The 16,041-nt window shown below is 50.0% G+C and carries 13 protein-coding genes; 7 read left to right on the forward strand and 6 right to left on the reverse strand.

The genetic code is table 11. The features are described from left to right. Nucleotides 1-175 precede the first annotated feature (175 nt). The 3 genes from M1B78_RS17095 (at nt 176) to M1B78_RS17105 (ending at nt 2,554) form a co-directional block, all read left to right on the forward strand. Nucleotides 176-772, forward strand: a complete 597-nt coding sequence (locus M1B78_RS17095; RefSeq protein WP_136011150.1) for an IMPACT family protein — start codon at nt 176-178, stop codon at nt 770-772. A 26-nt stretch (nt 773-798) separates the two neighbouring features. Next, complete coding sequence (locus M1B78_RS17100; RefSeq protein WP_136011151.1) at nt 799-1,923, forward strand: HpaII family restriction endonuclease; 1,125 nt, start codon at nt 799-801, stop codon at nt 1,921-1,923. 67 nt (nt 1,924-1,990) lie between these two features. Next, nucleotides 1,991-2,554, forward strand: coding sequence for a nitroreductase family protein (locus tag M1B78_RS17105; protein WP_136011152.1), 564 nt, complete (start codon nt 1,991-1,993; stop codon nt 2,552-2,554). 86 nt (nt 2,555-2,640) lie between these two features. Here M1B78_RS17105 and gcvP read toward each other — a convergent pair whose 3' ends face one another. The 4 genes from gcvP to M1B78_RS17125 form a co-directional block, all read right to left on the reverse strand. After that, the gene (gene gcvP / locus M1B78_RS17110; protein ID WP_257941329.1) at nt 2,641-5,490 is read right to left on the reverse strand and encodes an aminomethyl-transferring glycine dehydrogenase; all 2,850 of its coding nucleotides are present in this window, start codon (nt 5,488-5,490) and stop codon (nt 2,641-2,643) included. Nucleotides 5,491-5,520: 30 nt separating this feature from the next. After that, on the reverse strand, nt 5,521-6,159 hold the full coding sequence (locus M1B78_RS17115) for an MBL fold metallo-hydrolase (RefSeq protein WP_136011154.1): 639 nt from the start codon (nt 6,157-6,159) through the stop codon (nt 5,521-5,523). 88 nt (nt 6,160-6,247) lie between these two features. Next, nucleotides 6,248-6,868 carry a 16S rRNA (guanine(527)-N(7))-methyltransferase RsmG gene (rsmG, locus tag M1B78_RS17120; protein WP_257941330.1) on the reverse strand — a complete coding sequence of 207 codons (621 nt, stop codon included), beginning with the start codon at nt 6,866-6,868 and terminating at the stop codon, nt 6,248-6,250. 37 nt (nt 6,869-6,905) lie between these two features. After that, nucleotides 6,906-7,772, reverse strand: a complete 867-nt coding sequence (locus M1B78_RS17125; RefSeq protein ID WP_257932152.1) for a DUF3298 and DUF4163 domain-containing protein — start codon at nt 7,770-7,772, stop codon at nt 6,906-6,908. A 291-nt stretch (nt 7,773-8,063) separates the two neighbouring features. Here M1B78_RS17125 and M1B78_RS17130 point away from each other — a divergent pair, with 291 nt between their 5' ends. Together M1B78_RS17130 and M1B78_RS17135 are read left to right on the forward strand one after the other, a co-directional pair. Next, nucleotides 8,064-10,280: a TonB-dependent receptor gene (locus M1B78_RS17130; protein WP_257941331.1), complete on the forward strand. Its 2,217-nt coding sequence runs from the start codon at nt 8,064-8,066 to the stop codon at nt 10,278-10,280. 28 nt (nt 10,281-10,308) lie between these two features. Then, a complete protein-coding gene (locus M1B78_RS17135; RefSeq protein WP_136011158.1) occupies nt 10,309-10,620 on the forward strand; it encodes a heavy-metal-associated domain-containing protein in 312 nt (103 codons plus the stop codon). Between the two features lie 11 nt (nt 10,621-10,631). On the opposite strand, the gene M1B78_RS17140 is transcribed toward M1B78_RS17135, so the two are convergent. Together M1B78_RS17140 and M1B78_RS17145 are read right to left on the reverse strand one after the other, a co-directional pair. Beyond that, nucleotides 10,632-11,465 carry a helix-turn-helix domain-containing protein gene (locus tag M1B78_RS17140; protein WP_136011159.1) on the reverse strand — a complete coding sequence of 278 codons (834 nt, stop codon included), beginning with the start codon at nt 11,463-11,465 and terminating at the stop codon, nt 10,632-10,634. A 92-nt stretch (nt 11,466-11,557) separates the two neighbouring features. Beyond that, a complete protein-coding gene (locus M1B78_RS17145) occupies nt 11,558-14,404 on the reverse strand; it encodes a TonB-dependent receptor (protein ID WP_257941332.1) in 2,847 nt (948 codons plus the stop codon). 225 nt (nt 14,405-14,629) lie between these two features. Here M1B78_RS17145 and lipB point away from each other — a divergent pair, with 225 nt between their 5' ends. Both lipB and M1B78_RS17155 read left to right on the forward strand, forming a co-directional pair. Then, entirely contained in the window at nt 14,630-15,301 is a 672-nt protein-coding gene (gene lipB, locus M1B78_RS17150; RefSeq protein ID WP_257941334.1) for a lipoyl(octanoyl) transferase LipB, read from the forward strand. Further along, a complete protein-coding gene (locus tag M1B78_RS17155; RefSeq protein WP_257941333.1) occupies nt 15,298-15,894 on the forward strand; it encodes an ACP phosphodiesterase in 597 nt (198 codons plus the stop codon). The genes lipB and M1B78_RS17155 overlap by 4 nt, the downstream gene beginning before the upstream one ends. Nucleotides 15,895-16,041: the final 147 nt, after the last annotated feature.

The following is a 16,041-nucleotide window of genomic DNA, read 5'->3' on the forward strand; positions in this document are numbered from 1 at the left end:
AAGTATAATTAATTAGATACAAGTAAGTTACATGCGAATATAAGAGCGGGAGATTTTTCTTTTTAGAGGAAAGGTACGATTTTTCATTATCCTTAGATAAGATAAGCTGCACTTCAACATAACTTTTTCATGCAAGCATGAAAGTTCTGTCTTCAGTTTGCATTATCTTTGCAGCATGAGCGAAGATACGTATAAAACCATCGTTGCCCTTTCCGAGGGCATTTACACTGAAAAGCGCAGCAAGTTCATTGCCATCGCCCTGCCGGTGCGTACAGTAGAGGAGGTGAAGGCGCATCTGGAAACTTACCAGAAGAAATACTACGACGCCCGCCACGTGTGCTACGCCTATATGCTGGGGCATGAGCGCAAGGACTTCCGTGCCAACGACAACGGTGAGCCTTCGGGCACGGCAGGCAAACCGATTCTGGGACAAATCAATTCCAACGAACTGACGGATATACTGATTATCGTGGTGCGTTATTTCGGAGGCATCAAATTGGGTACGAGCGGACTGATTGTAGCCTATAAGGCCGCTGCCGCCGAGGCCATTGCCGCCGCCACCGTTGTTGAGAAGACCGTAGATGAGACGGTTACCTTCTTTTTCGAATATCCTTTCATGAACGATGTGATGCGGGTGGTGAAGGAAGAAGAGCCGGAAATCCTGGAACAGTCGTATGATATGGACTGCCGCATGACACTCCGTATCCGCCAGTCCATGATGCCGAAGTTGCGGGCACGGTTGGAGAAAGTAGAGACATTAAGGTTTGAATAATAAAACAAATGGGATAAAAGAAAGTTATGGCATTTAGTGCAACAAAAAGAGAACTGGGCGAGCTCTACACCTTCTTTCGCCTGCTGGCGGATGGAGCCGTGTCACCGGGCACACCGAAAGCTGAAAAAGACGAAACCCTGAGCTGGCCCGTTGCCTTGATACAAAGGGAAGAGCATGACGGTACGCGCCGTTACTATATCGAAGAGCAGGAAGTGCGCATTGTCAGCGGAGCTACCGCGAAGGACGGTTCGTTTGTTCCGGGCGAGAAGGAGGAACAGTGCTTTCCCCGTGAAGACTTTGGTGATGCGGCAGAGTTGATTCTGCATCTGTTGAAGAATGTTTCGGGCGAGGAAGTGGAAGTGTCCGAAGGGCTGGAAGCCTTTCTGGATACTGTCAATATCTACGACTTGGAGTCTAAGACAGAAGACCGTACCGACTTCTCCGTTGCCTTCTGGCATCCCGAAGCTCCGCTGACGGGATTCAATGTCCGTTGTCGTCTTGCTCCGATGAATCCGTTGCTGGACGGAGGACGCACGGCCAATCTGAAGCTGGAGCAGAGTGGAGTGAAGTTTGCCATACCCACGGTGAACAAGGTGAATGCCTTGCCGCAATCTCTCACGGAAGTGGCGGAGCGTATGATGATGATTGAGCGACTGGGCGGTGTGCTGAAGTATGCCGACGTTGCCGACCGCGTGTTCCGCTGCAACCTGCTGATGATAGACCTCCACTTCCCCCGTATGCTGGCAGAGATGGTGCGCCTGATGCATCTGGACGGCATCACGCGCATCAGCGAACTGACGGAGCGCATCAAGGAGATGAATCCGCTGAAGATAAAGGACGAGCTCATAAACAAGCACTGCTTCTACGAGTTCAAGATGAAGCAGTTCTTGCTGTCACTTGCCCTCGGCATGCGTCCTGCCAAGATTTATAACGGTACGGACTCTGCCGTCGAAGGCATGTTTCTGACGGACGGCAACGGCCAGGTGCTTTGTTATCACAAATCCCGTCCCCAAGTCTTCGCAGATTTCCTCTATCAGAATACGCGTCTGGAGAAAGGTGCGGTGGAGAAAGATAAATACGGTTTCCTGGAGCGCGAGAACGGCATCTGGTACTTCAAACTGAATGTGAAGATTGGGCTGGTGAAACGATGAGACAGTTCCACCGAACACGTGCTGATTCGCATTATCAATGATCAACTATCAATTCTCAATTAAACAAATGAACGAGACATTACAAACCATCAAGGCACGCCGCAGCGTCCGTGCCTATACGGAACAGCAGGTTTCCGCAGAAGATTTGAACCTTATCCTTGAGGCGGCTGCTTATGCCCCCAATGGTATGCATTTGGAGACGTGGCACTTCACTGCCATTCAAAATAAAGAAGTGCTGAAAGAGCTGAACGATAAAATCAAAGGCGCCTTTGCCAAGAGTGACAACCCTCATACACGGGAGCGTGGACACAGCCAGACTTATTGCTGCTATTATCATGCCCCCACGCTGGTCATTGTCTCCAACGAGCCTACCCAATGGTGGGCTGCTATGGATTGCGCCTGCGCTCTGGAGAATGTTTTCCTTGCCGCCAAGTCCCTCGGCATCGGTTCCTGTTGGATTAATCAACTGGGGCAGACGTGCGACGACCCCGATGTCCGTGCTTTCTTGACAAAGCTGGGTGTACCCGAAAATCATAAGGTATATGGCTGTGCAGCCTTGGGATATGCCTCTGCCGATGCTCCGGTGAAAGAGAAAAAGGTGAAGGAAGATACGGTAATTATCATCCGCTAGGAAGAGATGTCTATAATGTCATACGCAGCCATGTAGCTGGCTGAAACTCCCATGGCAATGCCGATGCCATGGGAGATAGAATCTCATCAGTCGAAGCATCCATAGCACGTAGGCAACAGTTTACGGTCTCCCAACGTGTTGTCTACACGTGCCACGTTCACCCAGAACTTGTTTTCGCGCACGCTTTCTATCGGGTAGGCTGCCTTTTGGCGGGTATAGCTGTGTTCCCACGTGTCGGCTACCACTTCGTATTCGGGATGCGGGGCATTCACCAGCACGTTGTCTGTCTTGTCGGCTTCGCCGTTCTTCACTTCCTGAATCTCGTTCCAGATGGCCAGCATCACTTGCACAAAGTTGTCGAGTTCGGCAAGGCTTTCGCTTTCCGTCGGTTCAATCATCAGTGTGCCGTGCACCGGAAAGGAGAGGGTAGGAGCATGATACCCGTAATCCATCAGGCGTTTGGCTATGTCGTTTTCGCTGATGCCCGTTTCTTCGTGCACCTTGCGGCATTCCAATATCATTTCATGTCCTACAAAACCGGTAGCACCGCGGTAAACGATGCCGTATGTATCCTTGAGGCAGGCGGCCAGGTAGTTGGCGCTGAGGATGGCTATCTTTGTGGCCCGTGTCAGTCCTTCTGTTCCCATCATGCGGATGTAGCCGTAAGTGATGGGCAGGATACCTGCGCTGCCGAAGGGAGCTCCGGATACTTGGTTGGCGGCATTGCCGAACAATTTGTGTCCCGGAAGGAACGGAACCAGATGCTCTGCCACGCAGATGGGGCCTACGCCCGGTCCGCCGCCGCCGTGAGGAGAGGCGAACGTCTTGTGCAGGTTCAAGTGGCAGACGTCCGCACCGATAAAGCCGGGATTCGTCAAGCCTACTTGGGCATTCATATTGGCGCCGTCCATATATACCTGTGCGCCGCAGGCGTGTATGATGCGGCAGATTTCCACTATTTCCGTTTCAAAGATACCGTGTGTGGAAGGGTAGGTAATCATCAGGGCGGCGAGGTCATCCCTGTTTTCTTCCGCTTTGGTGCGCAAGTCGTCCATATCCACATTGCCTTGTGCGTCGCAGGCGCAGGTCACGGTGGTAAATCCCGCCTGGATGGCGGATGCCGGGTTGGTGCCGTGTGCCGATGCCGGTATCAGTATTTTGTTGCGGTGCCCTTGCCCTATACTTTCCTGGTAGGCGCGGATGACGCGGAGTCCTGCATATTCGCCTGCCGCACCGGAGTTGGGTTGCAGGCTGACGCCGGCAAAGCCGGTAATGGTTTTCAGCTCTTCACTGAGATTGCTTATCAGTTCGCGGTAGCCTTCAGCCTGGTCTTCAGGCACCAGAGGATGTATGTTCATGAATTCCGGGCGGCTGAGCGGTAGCATCTCTGCGGCGGCATTCAGCTTCATGGTGCACGAGCCGAGGGAAATCATGGAGTGTGCCAGCGAGATGTCCTTGCGGTCGAGGCGCTTGATGTAGCGCATCATCTCCGTTTCCGTATGATATTTGTTGAATACTTCGTGCGTCAGATAGGCGCTTTGGCGTTTCATCTCCGCGCTGATGCTGCTTGTCATGGGTACGTCGCTTGTCTTTTCCCAATCCCTTCCGGCGGCAATGGCAAAGATGGAAAGCAGCATATTGACAGCAGCTATATCTGTGGTTTCATCGATACTCATGCCTACATCTCCATTCTTGAAATAACGCAGGTTCACCTCCTTGCTTAAGGCGATGGTACGTATCTGCTGTGCCGAAATGGTGTCGGGCAGCGCAAAGCGGAGCGTGTCGAAATATTGTGCATTCACCTGCTTGTAACCCAGTCTGTTGATGCTCTTTTCCAGGAATACGGCAATGCTGTGGATGCGTTCTGCAATGGTGCGGATGCCTTCCGGACCGTGATATACGGCATAGAATCCTGCCATTGTGGCCAGCAGTGCCTGAGCGGTACAGATGTTGGAAGTTGCCTTTTCACGCTTGATGTGCTGCTCGCGGGTTTGCAGTGCCATGCGGTAGCACAGCTTGCCATACTTGTCTTTCGACCAGCCTATGATACGTCCCGGCATGTTGCGCTTGTACTCGTCGCGGGTGGCGAAATAGGCTGCCGACGGACCGCCGTAGAACATTGGCGTGCCGAGCCGCTGGGTGGTTCCGAAGACGATGTCAGCTCCCCATTCCCCTGGAGGGGTGAGAAGGGCAAGGCTCAGTATGTCGGCGGCAACGGCTACTTTGCAATTTGCCGCATGAGCTTTTTCTACAAAAGTACGATAATCTTCCACATTGCCGGCAGCGTTGGGATATTGCAGTACGCAGGCAAAGACGTCCGGTGTGAATTCCATCTCTTGGTATTTGCCTATACGCAGTTCGATGCCTTGTGGAATGGCGCGGGTAGTCATTACCGCCAATGTCTGCGGGAAGACGGCTTCGTCTACAAATACCACGTTGGCGCCCGATTTCTGCATGTCGCGCGGACGTAGGGCATACATCATCGTCACGGCTTCGGCTGCGGCAGTCGCTTCATCCAGCAGGGAGCAGTTGGCAAGGGGCATGCCGCTGAGGTCGGATACGGCAGTCTGGAAATTCATCAAGGCTTCCAGGCGGCCTTGTGAGACTTCGGTCTGGTAGGGAGTATAGGAAGTATACCAGACGGGGTTCTCGAATACATTTCGTTGGATAACGGCAGGAGTGATGGTGTTGTACCACCCCATGCCGATATAGGTTGTGTAAAGTTTGTTTTTGGCAGCCAGCCCTGCAATGTGTTGTCCGAATCCGTACTCTGTCATTGTCTTGGGCAGAGCCAACGGTTCTTTCAGGCGGATGTTGGCAGGAATGGTTTTATCAATCAGCTCGTCCAGGCTTTTCACTCCTATTTTCCGGAGCATCTTCTCCTCGTCTTGTTCGCTGATGCCAATGTGGCGGTAGGCCAATAGGTCGTTTTTCATGACTGTAATGATTTAAAAGTTTGTGTATATTTACCGGAAGAACGGATTCTCCGCTTTTTCAATTCCAATGGTTGTCGGCGCTCCGTGTCCGGGATAGACAATCGTGTCGCTGGGCAGGATGAACAGACGGCTGCAAATATGCTCTATCAGCTCGTCGAAGTTGCCGCCGGCAAGGTCGGCACGGCCGATGCTGCCTTGAAACAGTACATCTCCCGAGAACATGCAGTGGTCTGCCGCACAATAGTATACCAGGCTGCCCGGCGAGTGTCCCGGCACATGGATGGCTTCCAGTTTCGCATTGCCGAAGGTGATGATGTCTCCATCGTGCAGATAAGTACCTAGCGGCACAGGGGGTTCTTGCAGTTGGAAACCGAACATGCGGCTTTGCTTCGGCGCTTCGTCAATCCAGAACTCGTCGGCTTGGTTGGCTTCGGCCTTCAGGCCGAATTCTTTCAGCATGAAAGGATTGCCGAAGATATGGTCCAGATGCAGATGGGTATTCAGCAGATGTTTCACATTCAGCCCATTATTGATGATGAAGCTTTTCAAGGTCTGCTTTTCTTCTTCATAAAAACAGCCCGGGTCAATGACGACCGCTTCATTGGTTTCGTCCCAAAGCACATAACAATTCTCCGGGAACATATTAAATTCGAATCTCTTTATTTTCATATTATGTATTTAGATTTCTAAACCTCAACTTTAGCGCCGTAAACCTTCACTTTACGATGCTCATCCTCTACTTTAGGCGACTCGTCTCTCAATATCCTACGTACACTGCTTTCTTTGTCTTGAAGAACTCCTCCTCAAAGAACTCCTTCAAGTCCCACAGCGTGGTTTTGTTCTTGACGGGCATGGTTTCGTTTCCCAATTCGCCCCCCTTGAGGCAAATCAGTCCGTTGGGCAATGCATTCTGCTGTTTGGTTGAGATGTTCTTGCGGATAATCTTCAGTAGGTCTGTCAGCGGCATCACGGCACGGCTCACCACAAAGTCGAACTTCCCTTTTTCCTCTTCTGCGCGGGCATGGCGGAAGGTGACGTTTTTCAGCCCGATACTGTTGGCTATTTCGGAGGCTACGCGTACTTTCTTTCCGATGCTGTCCACCAGGTGGAACTGCACTTCGGGAAAAAGGATGGCAAGCGGGATTCCCGGAAAACCTCCTCCCGTTCCGAGGTCCATAATCCGTGTCCCAGGCCTGAAGCGGATTACCTTGGCTATGCCCAAAGAATGTAGCACATGGTGCTCGTACAAGTTCTCTATGTCTTTGCGTGAAATGACATTAATCTTGGAGTTCCAGTCCAGATAGAGGTCGTAGAGTGCGGCAAACTGCTGTTTCTGTTCTTCTGTCAGGTCCGGGAAATATTTGAGTATTAAATCCATTGTGAATTTTTTGTTGATAGACAATTGATTACAGTTCTTATTCGCGGTCTGTTTTTATGGCATTGCTTAATGTAATGAATTCATCGTTCATCAGAGGGGCTATGTCCTCATAAGACAACGTGATTTTGGTTGTTCCCATTACGTAAGGGGCAATTTCATATACATTATAATAGAAGGTGATTCCCTTCGGGTCCAGATAGAAATTCTCGATAGGTTCCAGATTGCCGGTGGTGGCGTAGCCCATGTCTTCCAGTTCTTGGCGGGTGCCGACGTTGTTGTCGGCCATCAGCTGCTTCCAAAGCAAGTCGGTCAGCGTTTCCTTATAATCTCCCTCAAAGAGGTCGTCCAGACGGATGGGGCTTAGGGTCTTCAGGTCGAGGTTGAGAAAGGTGGACATATAGATGCCGTGCGCACCGCCGGTATATTCATTGTAATCTATACGGTAAGTCAGTATCAAGGTGTTGCACAGCTGCACATGGCTTTCGATTCCTTTATAGTAGGAATACCAGGCCCCTATGCTTTCTTCGTCCTCCTTATCCTGCTCGTCCTTTTTGTACATCGGTTCCAGGTCATTGCGGTAGTCGCTGACATATTTCTCCGTATATTTCTTGACAGCCTCTTCGGGTGCCATCGCCATGTATTTGTCGCCGAAGCAGGCAGAGAGGAAGAAGGCGTTCAGACTGTCTTTCAGCCTCACGTCGGATGACTGTCTGGCATAGGCAAAGTTGAGGATGAGATTGCAGGCCGGCTTGGCTGTGTCTCCGAAGAGATGTACGGTTTCGTTTACTTGTATGCTGTCGAACTCCAACGCGTATGCGTTTTTGTTCACGGTGTTACCGCAGGAAAAGAAAAAGCCGCTTGCCGCAAGCAGAAGGACAAGTAGGCTGACAGTTTGCTTTTTCATATTGAGTTTCGTTTATAAATCAACATATCAATCAAAAAACTTTATCGACAAATATAGAACTTATTAACGAACTGCATGCATAAAAAAGGAAAAATTAATTCCGGCAAACGGTTAAAACTTTCTATCTTTGTGCAAGGATACCGGCTGCACAGCCGTCTGCAACAAGGTGGTTCTCGTAAAGCATGCACACGAGTCTACAAGTGTTGTATTACATGGGGCAATGACATGAATAGTCCGGAGGGAACTTTTGTCTTTTAATCGCTTCTTTAAGTATAAAACATAAATACAGAAATGAAATATAGTTTGATAGGAATCATGCTGTTCTCTTTTTCAGCCTTACAGGCGCAGGTAAAGGGGACAGTAAAGGATAATTTGGGCGACCCGATTGCAGGTGCCAACCTGTTCTGGCAGGGGACTACGCAAGGAACCACCACTTCGGCGGACGGTACCTTCTCCTTGTCCAAACCCAATAATAAGCATATGCTTGTAGTCAGCTTTATCGGTTTTGAGAACGATACGATACACGTCGGTAGCCGCAATGAAACGCTCGACATCATCTTGCGCGAAGGGGTGGAACTGAGTGAGGTGAATGTGGTCAGCCGTAAGTTGGGCACTATGAAGCTGCGCAACAGTGTGATGAACGAAGACATGATAAGCAGCGCCGAGCTGAGCCGTGCCGCCTGCTGTAACCTGGGAGAGAGTTTTGTGACCAATCCCTCGGTGGATGTCACTTACTCCGACGCTGCTACCGGTGCCAAGCAAATCAAGCTTCTGGGCTTGTCCGGCACGTATGTGCAGATGATGACGGAGAACGTTCCGAACTACCGGGGAGCTGCGGCTCCCTATGGACTGGGTTATGTGCCCGGACCATGGATGCAGAGCATTCAAGTGAGCAAGGGCAGCTCGTCCGTAAAGAACGGCTATGAGGCCATTACGGGACAAATCAATGTAGAATTCAAGAAACCCCAGTTGCCCGAGGCGGACTGGTTTTCGGCCAATCTTTTTGCGAGCAGCACCAACCGGTATGAGGCCAATGCCGACGCCACGATGAAACTCTCCAGGCGTTGGAGTACCTCGTTGCTTGCCCACTACGAGAATGAAACCAAAGCCCACGACAGCAACGACGACGGCTTTGCCGACATCCCCCGCGTGGAGCAGTACAACCTCTGGAACCGTTGGGCGTACATGGGCGACCGCTATGTGTTCCAGGCAGGCGTCAAAGTGCTTACAGAAGACCGCAACAGCGGGCAAGTAGGTCATGGCAAAATGCCTCTGACAGACCCTTATAAGATAAGTATAGGTACCGACCGCTACGAAGCCTTCACCAAGAACGCCTATATATTAAATAAGGAGAAGAACACCAACCTGGCACTGATTCTCTCCGGCTCCCTGCATAAGCAGGATGCCTTGTACGGACGGAAAATCTACGATGTAGACCAGCACAATGCTTATGCCTCCTTGTTGTTCGAGACGGAACTGAGCAAACGTCAAAGCCTTTCTGCCGGACTGAGCTTCAATTATGACTCTTACGACCAGCACTACCGCCTGGACAATGACGTGGAACAGCCTCTGACGAAGAAATTCACCAAGGAAGCCGTCCCCGGCGCCTACGTGCAGTACACCTACAACTGGGACGATAAACTGGTGCTGATGGGCGGCATCCGCAGCGACCATAGCAGCGAGTACGGCTATTTCGTCACTCCGCGCTTCCATGTGAAGTACAATCCCAACGAGTATGTACATTTCCGCTTTTCGGCAGGAAAGGGATACCGCACGAACCATGTGCTGGCCGAGAATAACTACCTGCTGGCAAGCAGCCGCCGGATAGACATCGCCAGACATCTTGACCAGGATGAGGCCTGGAACTATGGTGCAAGCACTTCCGCCTATATTCCCTTGTTCGGCAAGACCTTGAATCTGAATGCGGAATACTATTACACGGATTTCCGCAAGCAGGTGGTGGTGGATATGGATACAGACCCGCATGCCGTTCTGTTCTACAATCTTCACGGCCGTTCCTATTCGCAGGTAGTGCAGGTGGAGGCAAGCTATCCGTTCTTCCCGGGTTTCACTTTTACTGCGGCTTACCGTTGGACGGATGCCAAGACAAATTACAACGGAGAGTTGATGGAGAAACCCCTTACCGGCAAGTATAAAGGTTTGCTGACTGCTTCCTATCAGACGCCTTTGGGATTGTGGCAGTTTGATGTAACTTTGCAGTTGAACGGTGGCGGGCGCATGCCGGCTTCGTATGAGCTGGAAAATGGCAGCCGGTCGTGGGAAGGACGCTATGGTGGCTTCGAGCAGTTGAGTGCCCAGGTGACGCGCTATTTCCGTCGCTGGTCTATATACGTAGGAGGCGAGAACCTGACAAACTTCAAACAGAAGAATCCCATCATTGATGCCTCCGATTCTTGGGGGAACAACTTTGACGCAACCATGGTTTGGGGACCCATGCATGGAGCGAAAGCCTATGTAGGAGTACGCTTCAATTTACCGAGAATATGATATTATCTACTAGATCAATAAAGAAACAATGAAGACAAGAAGATTTTTAGTTGCTTTGGCGGCCGTACTGTTCTGTACGACTGCCGCAATGGCGAAAGACATCCGCACAGCCGTGTTCAAGGTGGCGCAGATGAAGTGTGAGAACTGTGTAAGGAAGATAAACAATAACATTCGTTTTGAGAAGGGATTGAAGAAATTCGATACGGACTTGAAGACAAAGACGGTAACCATCACGTATGATGCCGATAAGACCAATGTCGAAAAGTTGAAAGAAGGTTTCCGAAAGTTTCATTATGAAGCGGAGTTTGTCAAGGAAACCAAGCAAGACGATAAGAAGTAATGGAACAAACCTCAGCTGTTCCTATACTCCAGCGGACTCATGCCCATGTGCCTCTTGAAGTATTTTCCAAAGAAAGAAGCACTGGGGAAGTTCAGGGAATAGGCAATTTCCTGAATGGTCATATTGGTTGATTTCAGTTTGGCTTTCACGTCTACGATGACGACGTGGGCGATGATGTCCAATACATTTCTGCCGGTCACCTGCCTCACGGTGGTGCTGAGGTGTTGCAGGGAGATGCCCAGTTTGTCGGCATAGAATTGTGCGCGGCGTTCGCGGGTATAGTTTTCGATGACAAGTTGCACCAGTTCGCGGCATATTTCCTCTTTCCGGCTCTTGTTCCCTTTTTGTATCTGCGGACGGTGGCAATACATCTTGTCCACTCCACTGAGGAGCATGCTCAGAGTGTTCTGTGCCATTTTTGTGTCAGGAGGATAGGGACCGGTCGTGATGCGTGCCCATAAGGAAAAATAGTCCTTGAAGTAGGAGGCGACGGTAGGGTTGACAGCCAGTACCGGATACTCCAGTATATTGGAGAAAGAACTCAATGTAGACTGGATGAGGTTGACTCCATTGAGACAATGGGAGGAAAACCCCACGAATCCCAGACATACTTTTTCCTTTTGTTCGTAAAACTGTATGATGGTTCCGGGAAGCAGGGTAACGAAGTCCCCCTGCTTGATTTCCGTATCCATCAGGTTGATGGATACGGTGATGGAACCTTCTATGCAAAGTGCAAAGATGCATGCTTTCAGACGGCACGACTGTTTGTATATGTTTAGAATGTCTTCCGTTACTTCAGTCCATGCAATCATGTCTACTGGCAGGTCGACTTGAGGAAATTCCATACGCTTTGTCGTTTAGAGTTCGCACAAAGGTAATTCTTTTCTTGGAAAAAGTAACGGAAGGCATTCTGTTTTTCAAATGAAATGTTCTTTTTTTAAAATGTAACGTCCATCTTTACGACGAAAGTACGTGGCGCGCCCACTGCCATGGGACGATAGCTGTACTCCTTGTTCAGCAGGTTGTTTATCATGAACTGGAAAGCTACTTCCTTGGTGGCTTTCACCCCGAAGCGCATGTCCACTGTGGCATAGTCCGTATTATGCTTTTTCCAATAGGATGCCAGGGTTTCCCCGTTGGACGAGCCGAAGAGGATGCCGCGCACGTAGTCCAGCAGGTCAGGTTCACTTTTGCTGCGTTCGTCCAGCATAATATAGTCCACGGCAAGTATCTTGCTTTTCCAGTTTACGTTGGCACCTATGTTGATGCGTTTCCACTGAAAGTCCAGCGTGGCCTTGAAACTGTGTTTCGGACGATATTTCAAGTACTTGCCGTCATTGCTTTTCTCCTTCATCTGAAGCGGGTCGGTATAGGTGTTCTCCAGGGCATTGCGTTTCTTGTAGTCGGCATCCCTCGGTTCGGTATATACATATCCCAGGTTATAGAGCAGCTTGGCGTTTTTGTTGAAGGTGTACATGCCGTTGGTGCTGATTTCCATTCCATAAATCTGTGCTTTGGACACGTTGTGGAACTGTGCCCCGATGCCGAAACCCTTGCCGTTCTTCAGCATTTGTATGGCGTCTGTAACGCTGTTTATCATGCTCAGGTCCGCATTGTTGAATAGGCCGAACTGGAATTCCACCATATCCTTGTATTGGGTATAGAAAGCGGCGACATCTGCAAATCCTTGTAAATTGCCTGCCTTGTACCCTTGCTTGAATCCCAGCTCGGCATTGAATCCTTTTTCCGGCTGTACGTTGTAGTTGGGATATACACCTACACCTCCGATGTCTTTGCGAAGGTATTTCTCGGTGATGGAGGGATTACGGTAACCCTGGCCGAAGCTGGCACGCAGGAAGCTGTAATCGGCTAGCTGGTAGTTCAGCCCGGCACGGAACACGGGGCGGAAAGGAATCTTGCTCCCGAAAACCTTTGTGTCGGCTTCCCGGTAGTGCTTGTCTATCCGGTAGTATTCGGCACGTACACCGGCCGATACGCTGAGGCGGTCCCAGAAGCGCTGGTTGTATTGCATATAAGCGGCAACATTGTCACTTTGATGTACTTCTTCCGTTTCGCCGGAGAAGGTGCGGATATGTTCGTAAGTCAGACCCGTGGTGATTTGTGCGCCGCCGTCCCATTTCTTGTTGAACTGATAGTCCAGATAATAGTCGTAATTCTTGTCCGTCCGTGTTGGTGATTGATTGCGCTTCGGATTGAGTACACCGGATAGCCAGGGAACCAGGTCGCTGGGTAGTTTCCCTTCAAGCAGTCCTCCCATGTCAGACGGCAGGCCGTTGCTCATTACCCAGGAGATGAGGTCGCAATAGTCGGCAGTGGTGGCATTGGGGAATATGTTGTCCAGAGAGCCGAAGACACCGTCCATCAAATCACTCAGCTTGTCGCTTCCCAGCCATTTGATAACTCCGGTCATCAGTGGCTGGAGGGCTGTGTAGTCTCCATTGGCAATGTTCTGGATGACTTGTGCGTTGGTGCCCATGTTGCCCAGAATATCCGTAATGGAGGCGGATTGTGTAGGGCGTACCACATTGTCCGCACTGTAGTAGAAACGGCCCTTTACTTTGTGTGAAGTACCTCTTTCAGGATTGGTGAAGTTGAAGAAAGGGTCAATGCGGAAGTTGTTGGACTCACGTCCCATATTAGTAAAGGGAGAGGGGCGGTAGGCCTCGCCGGGCGAGCGCCAGATGAAGAAATCCCCGTACTTGTTGGAAAGGAAATCCACGTTGAAACCGTAGTTCATCAGTTTCATACCCATATCCGGCTGATAGTAGGTGAGGTTTCCGTTGATGTGGAAACGTTTGTTGTAACCTTGTTGGCGGTAGCCCTCGTCGGTAAAGAGATTCAGTCCGCCGCTGACGTCAAAGTTACCGATGCGGCGGGAGTGGGTGAGGTCGAAACCTTCGTAGAGCGGATTGCGTACACCGCTGAAAAGGCTGTTGCGCAACAAGGGCTTTACCGGATATTTGTCCTCTTTCCAGAAAGATTTGTCACTCCATTGGTAATCGCTGTTGTCGGGGTCGTCATAGATTCCTACATAGGCACTGAAACGGGTCTGAGGGGTCAGTCCCGGCCGTGCGGTGCGTATGTTGATGATGCCGTTCAGGGCCGACGAACCATAGAGCACGCTGGAGGCTCCTTTGATGACCTCTACCTGCTGCACATTTTCCAGAGGTACGCTGTTCCAGTTGATGACTCCGTTTTGGGGGCTGAGCACGCTCATCCCGTCTACCAGTACCAGGCTGCGGGCACCTACGCTGTAAGTCCAGCCGCCACCGCCTCGAATGCTGGGTTGCTTGTCGATGATATCCACCCCCGGAATGGTCTGCAGTGTCGAGGTGATGTCTGTGGGAGCCTGGCGGGCAATGTCACTGGCCTTTATCAAATCCATGGAGACCGTCACATCGCTCAGCTTCTGTTCAAACCGTCCGGCCGAGACCACGACATCTTCCAGCAGGTTGGTGCTTTCCTTCATGTACACGTCTTTCTGCATAATGTCTCCTTTGCTGATGACGATGGGCATTGGCACATCCTCATATCCCACGTAGCTGAATACCAAATCTACACCTCCCGCCGGCAGGTGTACTTCGTATGCACCGTTTATGTCGGTCACTACGCCTTGCGTGTCTTTCAGCTTGTAGGTGACCGATGCCCCTGCAAGCGGTTCATTGGTCGTTGCATCATATACGTGCCCCTTCAATATCTGTGCAGATATGGAAAAGCTGAACAGTAACGCTGCGAATAGCGTTATTAGAATTCTTTTTTTCATAAGTCTGTCTTTTTGTGAATAGTTATATCAGAATGTTTGCAAAGTACGTGAGATATTATCAGATTATCAAGGTGTATTTTTATGAATTGATGCTACATATTTAAGATAAATTCGGGCTGTAGGTTCCAAATAGCCTCTTTAGTGGTCTATTATTCATTTCTTCAGAGAAAAGAGAGGATCTTTTTGTTTTTAGTAGGGAGATTGGCAGATATTGGAAAAAGTGCTATATTTGCTTACATGAAACTGGAAATATCAGATTGGAACATGATTCCTTATGCCGGGGCGTGGAGCCGGCAGACGGAGTGGTTTGACGCACTTGTACATGCCAAGCAGGCAGGAGAGTGCTATGTCAATCATATTGTGCTCTGCGAGCATCCCCATGTCTATACATTGGGGCGTAGCGGAAAAGAAGGGAATATGCTGCTGGGAGAAGAACAACTGCGTAGGATAGGGGCTACGCTCTATCATATTGACCGTGGCGGAGACATTACGTATCATGGTCCGGGACAGTTGGTCTGCTATCCTATTCTGAACCTCGAGGACTTTTCTTTGGGGTTGAAGGAGTATGTGCATCTGCTGGAAGAGGCGGTAATCCGCGTTTGTGCTTCGTTTGGCATCGCTGCCGGACGCCTGGAGAAGGCAACGGGCGTATGGCTGGAGGACGATACTCCCCGTGCCCGTAAGATTTGTGCCATCGGCGTGCGCAGCAGCCATTTTGTTACCATGCATGGGCTGGCACTGAATGTGAATACCGATTTACGTTATTTCAGCTATATCAATCCCTGCGGATTCATCGACAAGGGTGTCACCTCTTTGCAGAAAGAGCTGGGACGCGAGGTGCCGATGGAAGAGGTGAAGGAGCGTCTTTGTAAGGAGCTGGTAAATCTTTTGTCATGAACTATCTGGCACATATATTCCTTTCCGGTTCGAACAGAAAAGTACAGTTGGGCAATTTTGTAGGCGATGCTGTAAAAGGAAGTTCCTATAAAAAATATCCGCCGGATATGGCCAAAGGTATTCAGCTTCATCGCGCTATTGACGACTATACCGACCATCATCCGGCAGTCTGCGAGGTTGTGCATAGGCTTAAGCCTGAATTCGGACGGTATTCGGGGGTATTGCTGGATATTTATTTCGATTATTTGCTGGCTTCCCGTTTCGAGTCGTTTTCCGGGGTTTCCTTGAGGAAGTATACCCGGACTTTTTATCTTTCCCTTCTCTTGAACTATCGCTATCTTCCGCTACGCTTCAAACGTTTCATCTGGCATTTTATCCTGACCGACCGTTTGCGGAAATACGCCACTCTGAACGGAGTAAGAGAGTCTTTGAACATCATGGTGGAATATCATCATATTGATATATCCGTAGATAAGGCAATCCGATACCTTGAAGAGAGCAATGAGGAACTGTTTGCTGTGTTCCGGCCATTTTTTATTGAATTGCAGAAGTTTTGCACTGAATATCGGCATAATTATGAGTCACAACTCTAAGGACGAAGAAGAAATTCGTATCGTGTCGGCAAGGAATTAATTTCCTGCCGGCACGATATTTGTTTTTTGTATCACACGTTGTTAATTTCCTGCATGACATGTTATTGATATCTTGTGCCCTGCTTAATCAGCTTCCCGTACTCCGCT

The organism is Bacteroides muris (ex Fokt et al. 2023) (assembly GCF_024704895.1).
GTDB lineage: Bacteria > Bacteroidota > Bacteroidia > Bacteroidales > Bacteroidaceae > Bacteroides > Bacteroides muris.

What these genes read in the sequence shown, in the direction of transcription:
- M1B78_RS17095 (WP_136011150.1), top strand. Translation starts at nt 176, where the DNA reads ATGAGCGAAGATACGTATAAAACCATCGTTGCCCTTTCCGAGGGCATT.
- M1B78_RS17100 (WP_136011151.1), top strand. Translation starts at nt 799, where the DNA reads ATGGCATTTAGTGCAACAAAAAGAGAACTGGGCGAGCTCTACACCTTC.
- M1B78_RS17105 (WP_136011152.1), top strand. Translation starts at nt 1,991, where the DNA reads ATGAACGAGACATTACAAACCATCAAGGCACGCCGCAGCGTCCGTGCC.
- gcvP (WP_257941329.1), bottom strand. Translation starts at nt 5,490, where the DNA reads ATGAAAAACGACCTATTGGCCTACCGCCACATTGGCATCAGCGAACAA.
- M1B78_RS17115 (WP_136011154.1), bottom strand. Translation starts at nt 6,159, where the DNA reads ATGAAAATAAAGAGATTCGAATTTAATATGTTCCCGGAGAATTGTTAT.
- rsmG (WP_257941330.1), bottom strand. Translation starts at nt 6,868, where the DNA reads ATGGATTTAATACTCAAATATTTCCCGGACCTGACAGAAGAACAGAAA.
- M1B78_RS17125 (WP_257932152.1), bottom strand. Translation starts at nt 7,772, where the DNA reads ATGAAAAAGCAAACTGTCAGCCTACTTGTCCTTCTGCTTGCGGCAAGC.
- M1B78_RS17130 (WP_257941331.1), top strand. Translation starts at nt 8,064, where the DNA reads ATGAAATATAGTTTGATAGGAATCATGCTGTTCTCTTTTTCAGCCTTA.
- M1B78_RS17135 (WP_136011158.1), top strand. Translation starts at nt 10,309, where the DNA reads ATGAAGACAAGAAGATTTTTAGTTGCTTTGGCGGCCGTACTGTTCTGT.
- M1B78_RS17140 (WP_136011159.1), bottom strand. Translation starts at nt 11,465, where the DNA reads ATGGAATTTCCTCAAGTCGACCTGCCAGTAGACATGATTGCATGGACT.
- M1B78_RS17145 (WP_257941332.1), bottom strand. Translation starts at nt 14,404, where the DNA reads ATGAAAAAAAGAATTCTAATAACGCTATTCGCAGCGTTACTGTTCAGC.
- M1B78_RS17155 (WP_257941333.1), top strand. Translation starts at nt 15,298, where the DNA reads ATGAACTATCTGGCACATATATTCCTTTCCGGTTCGAACAGAAAAGTA.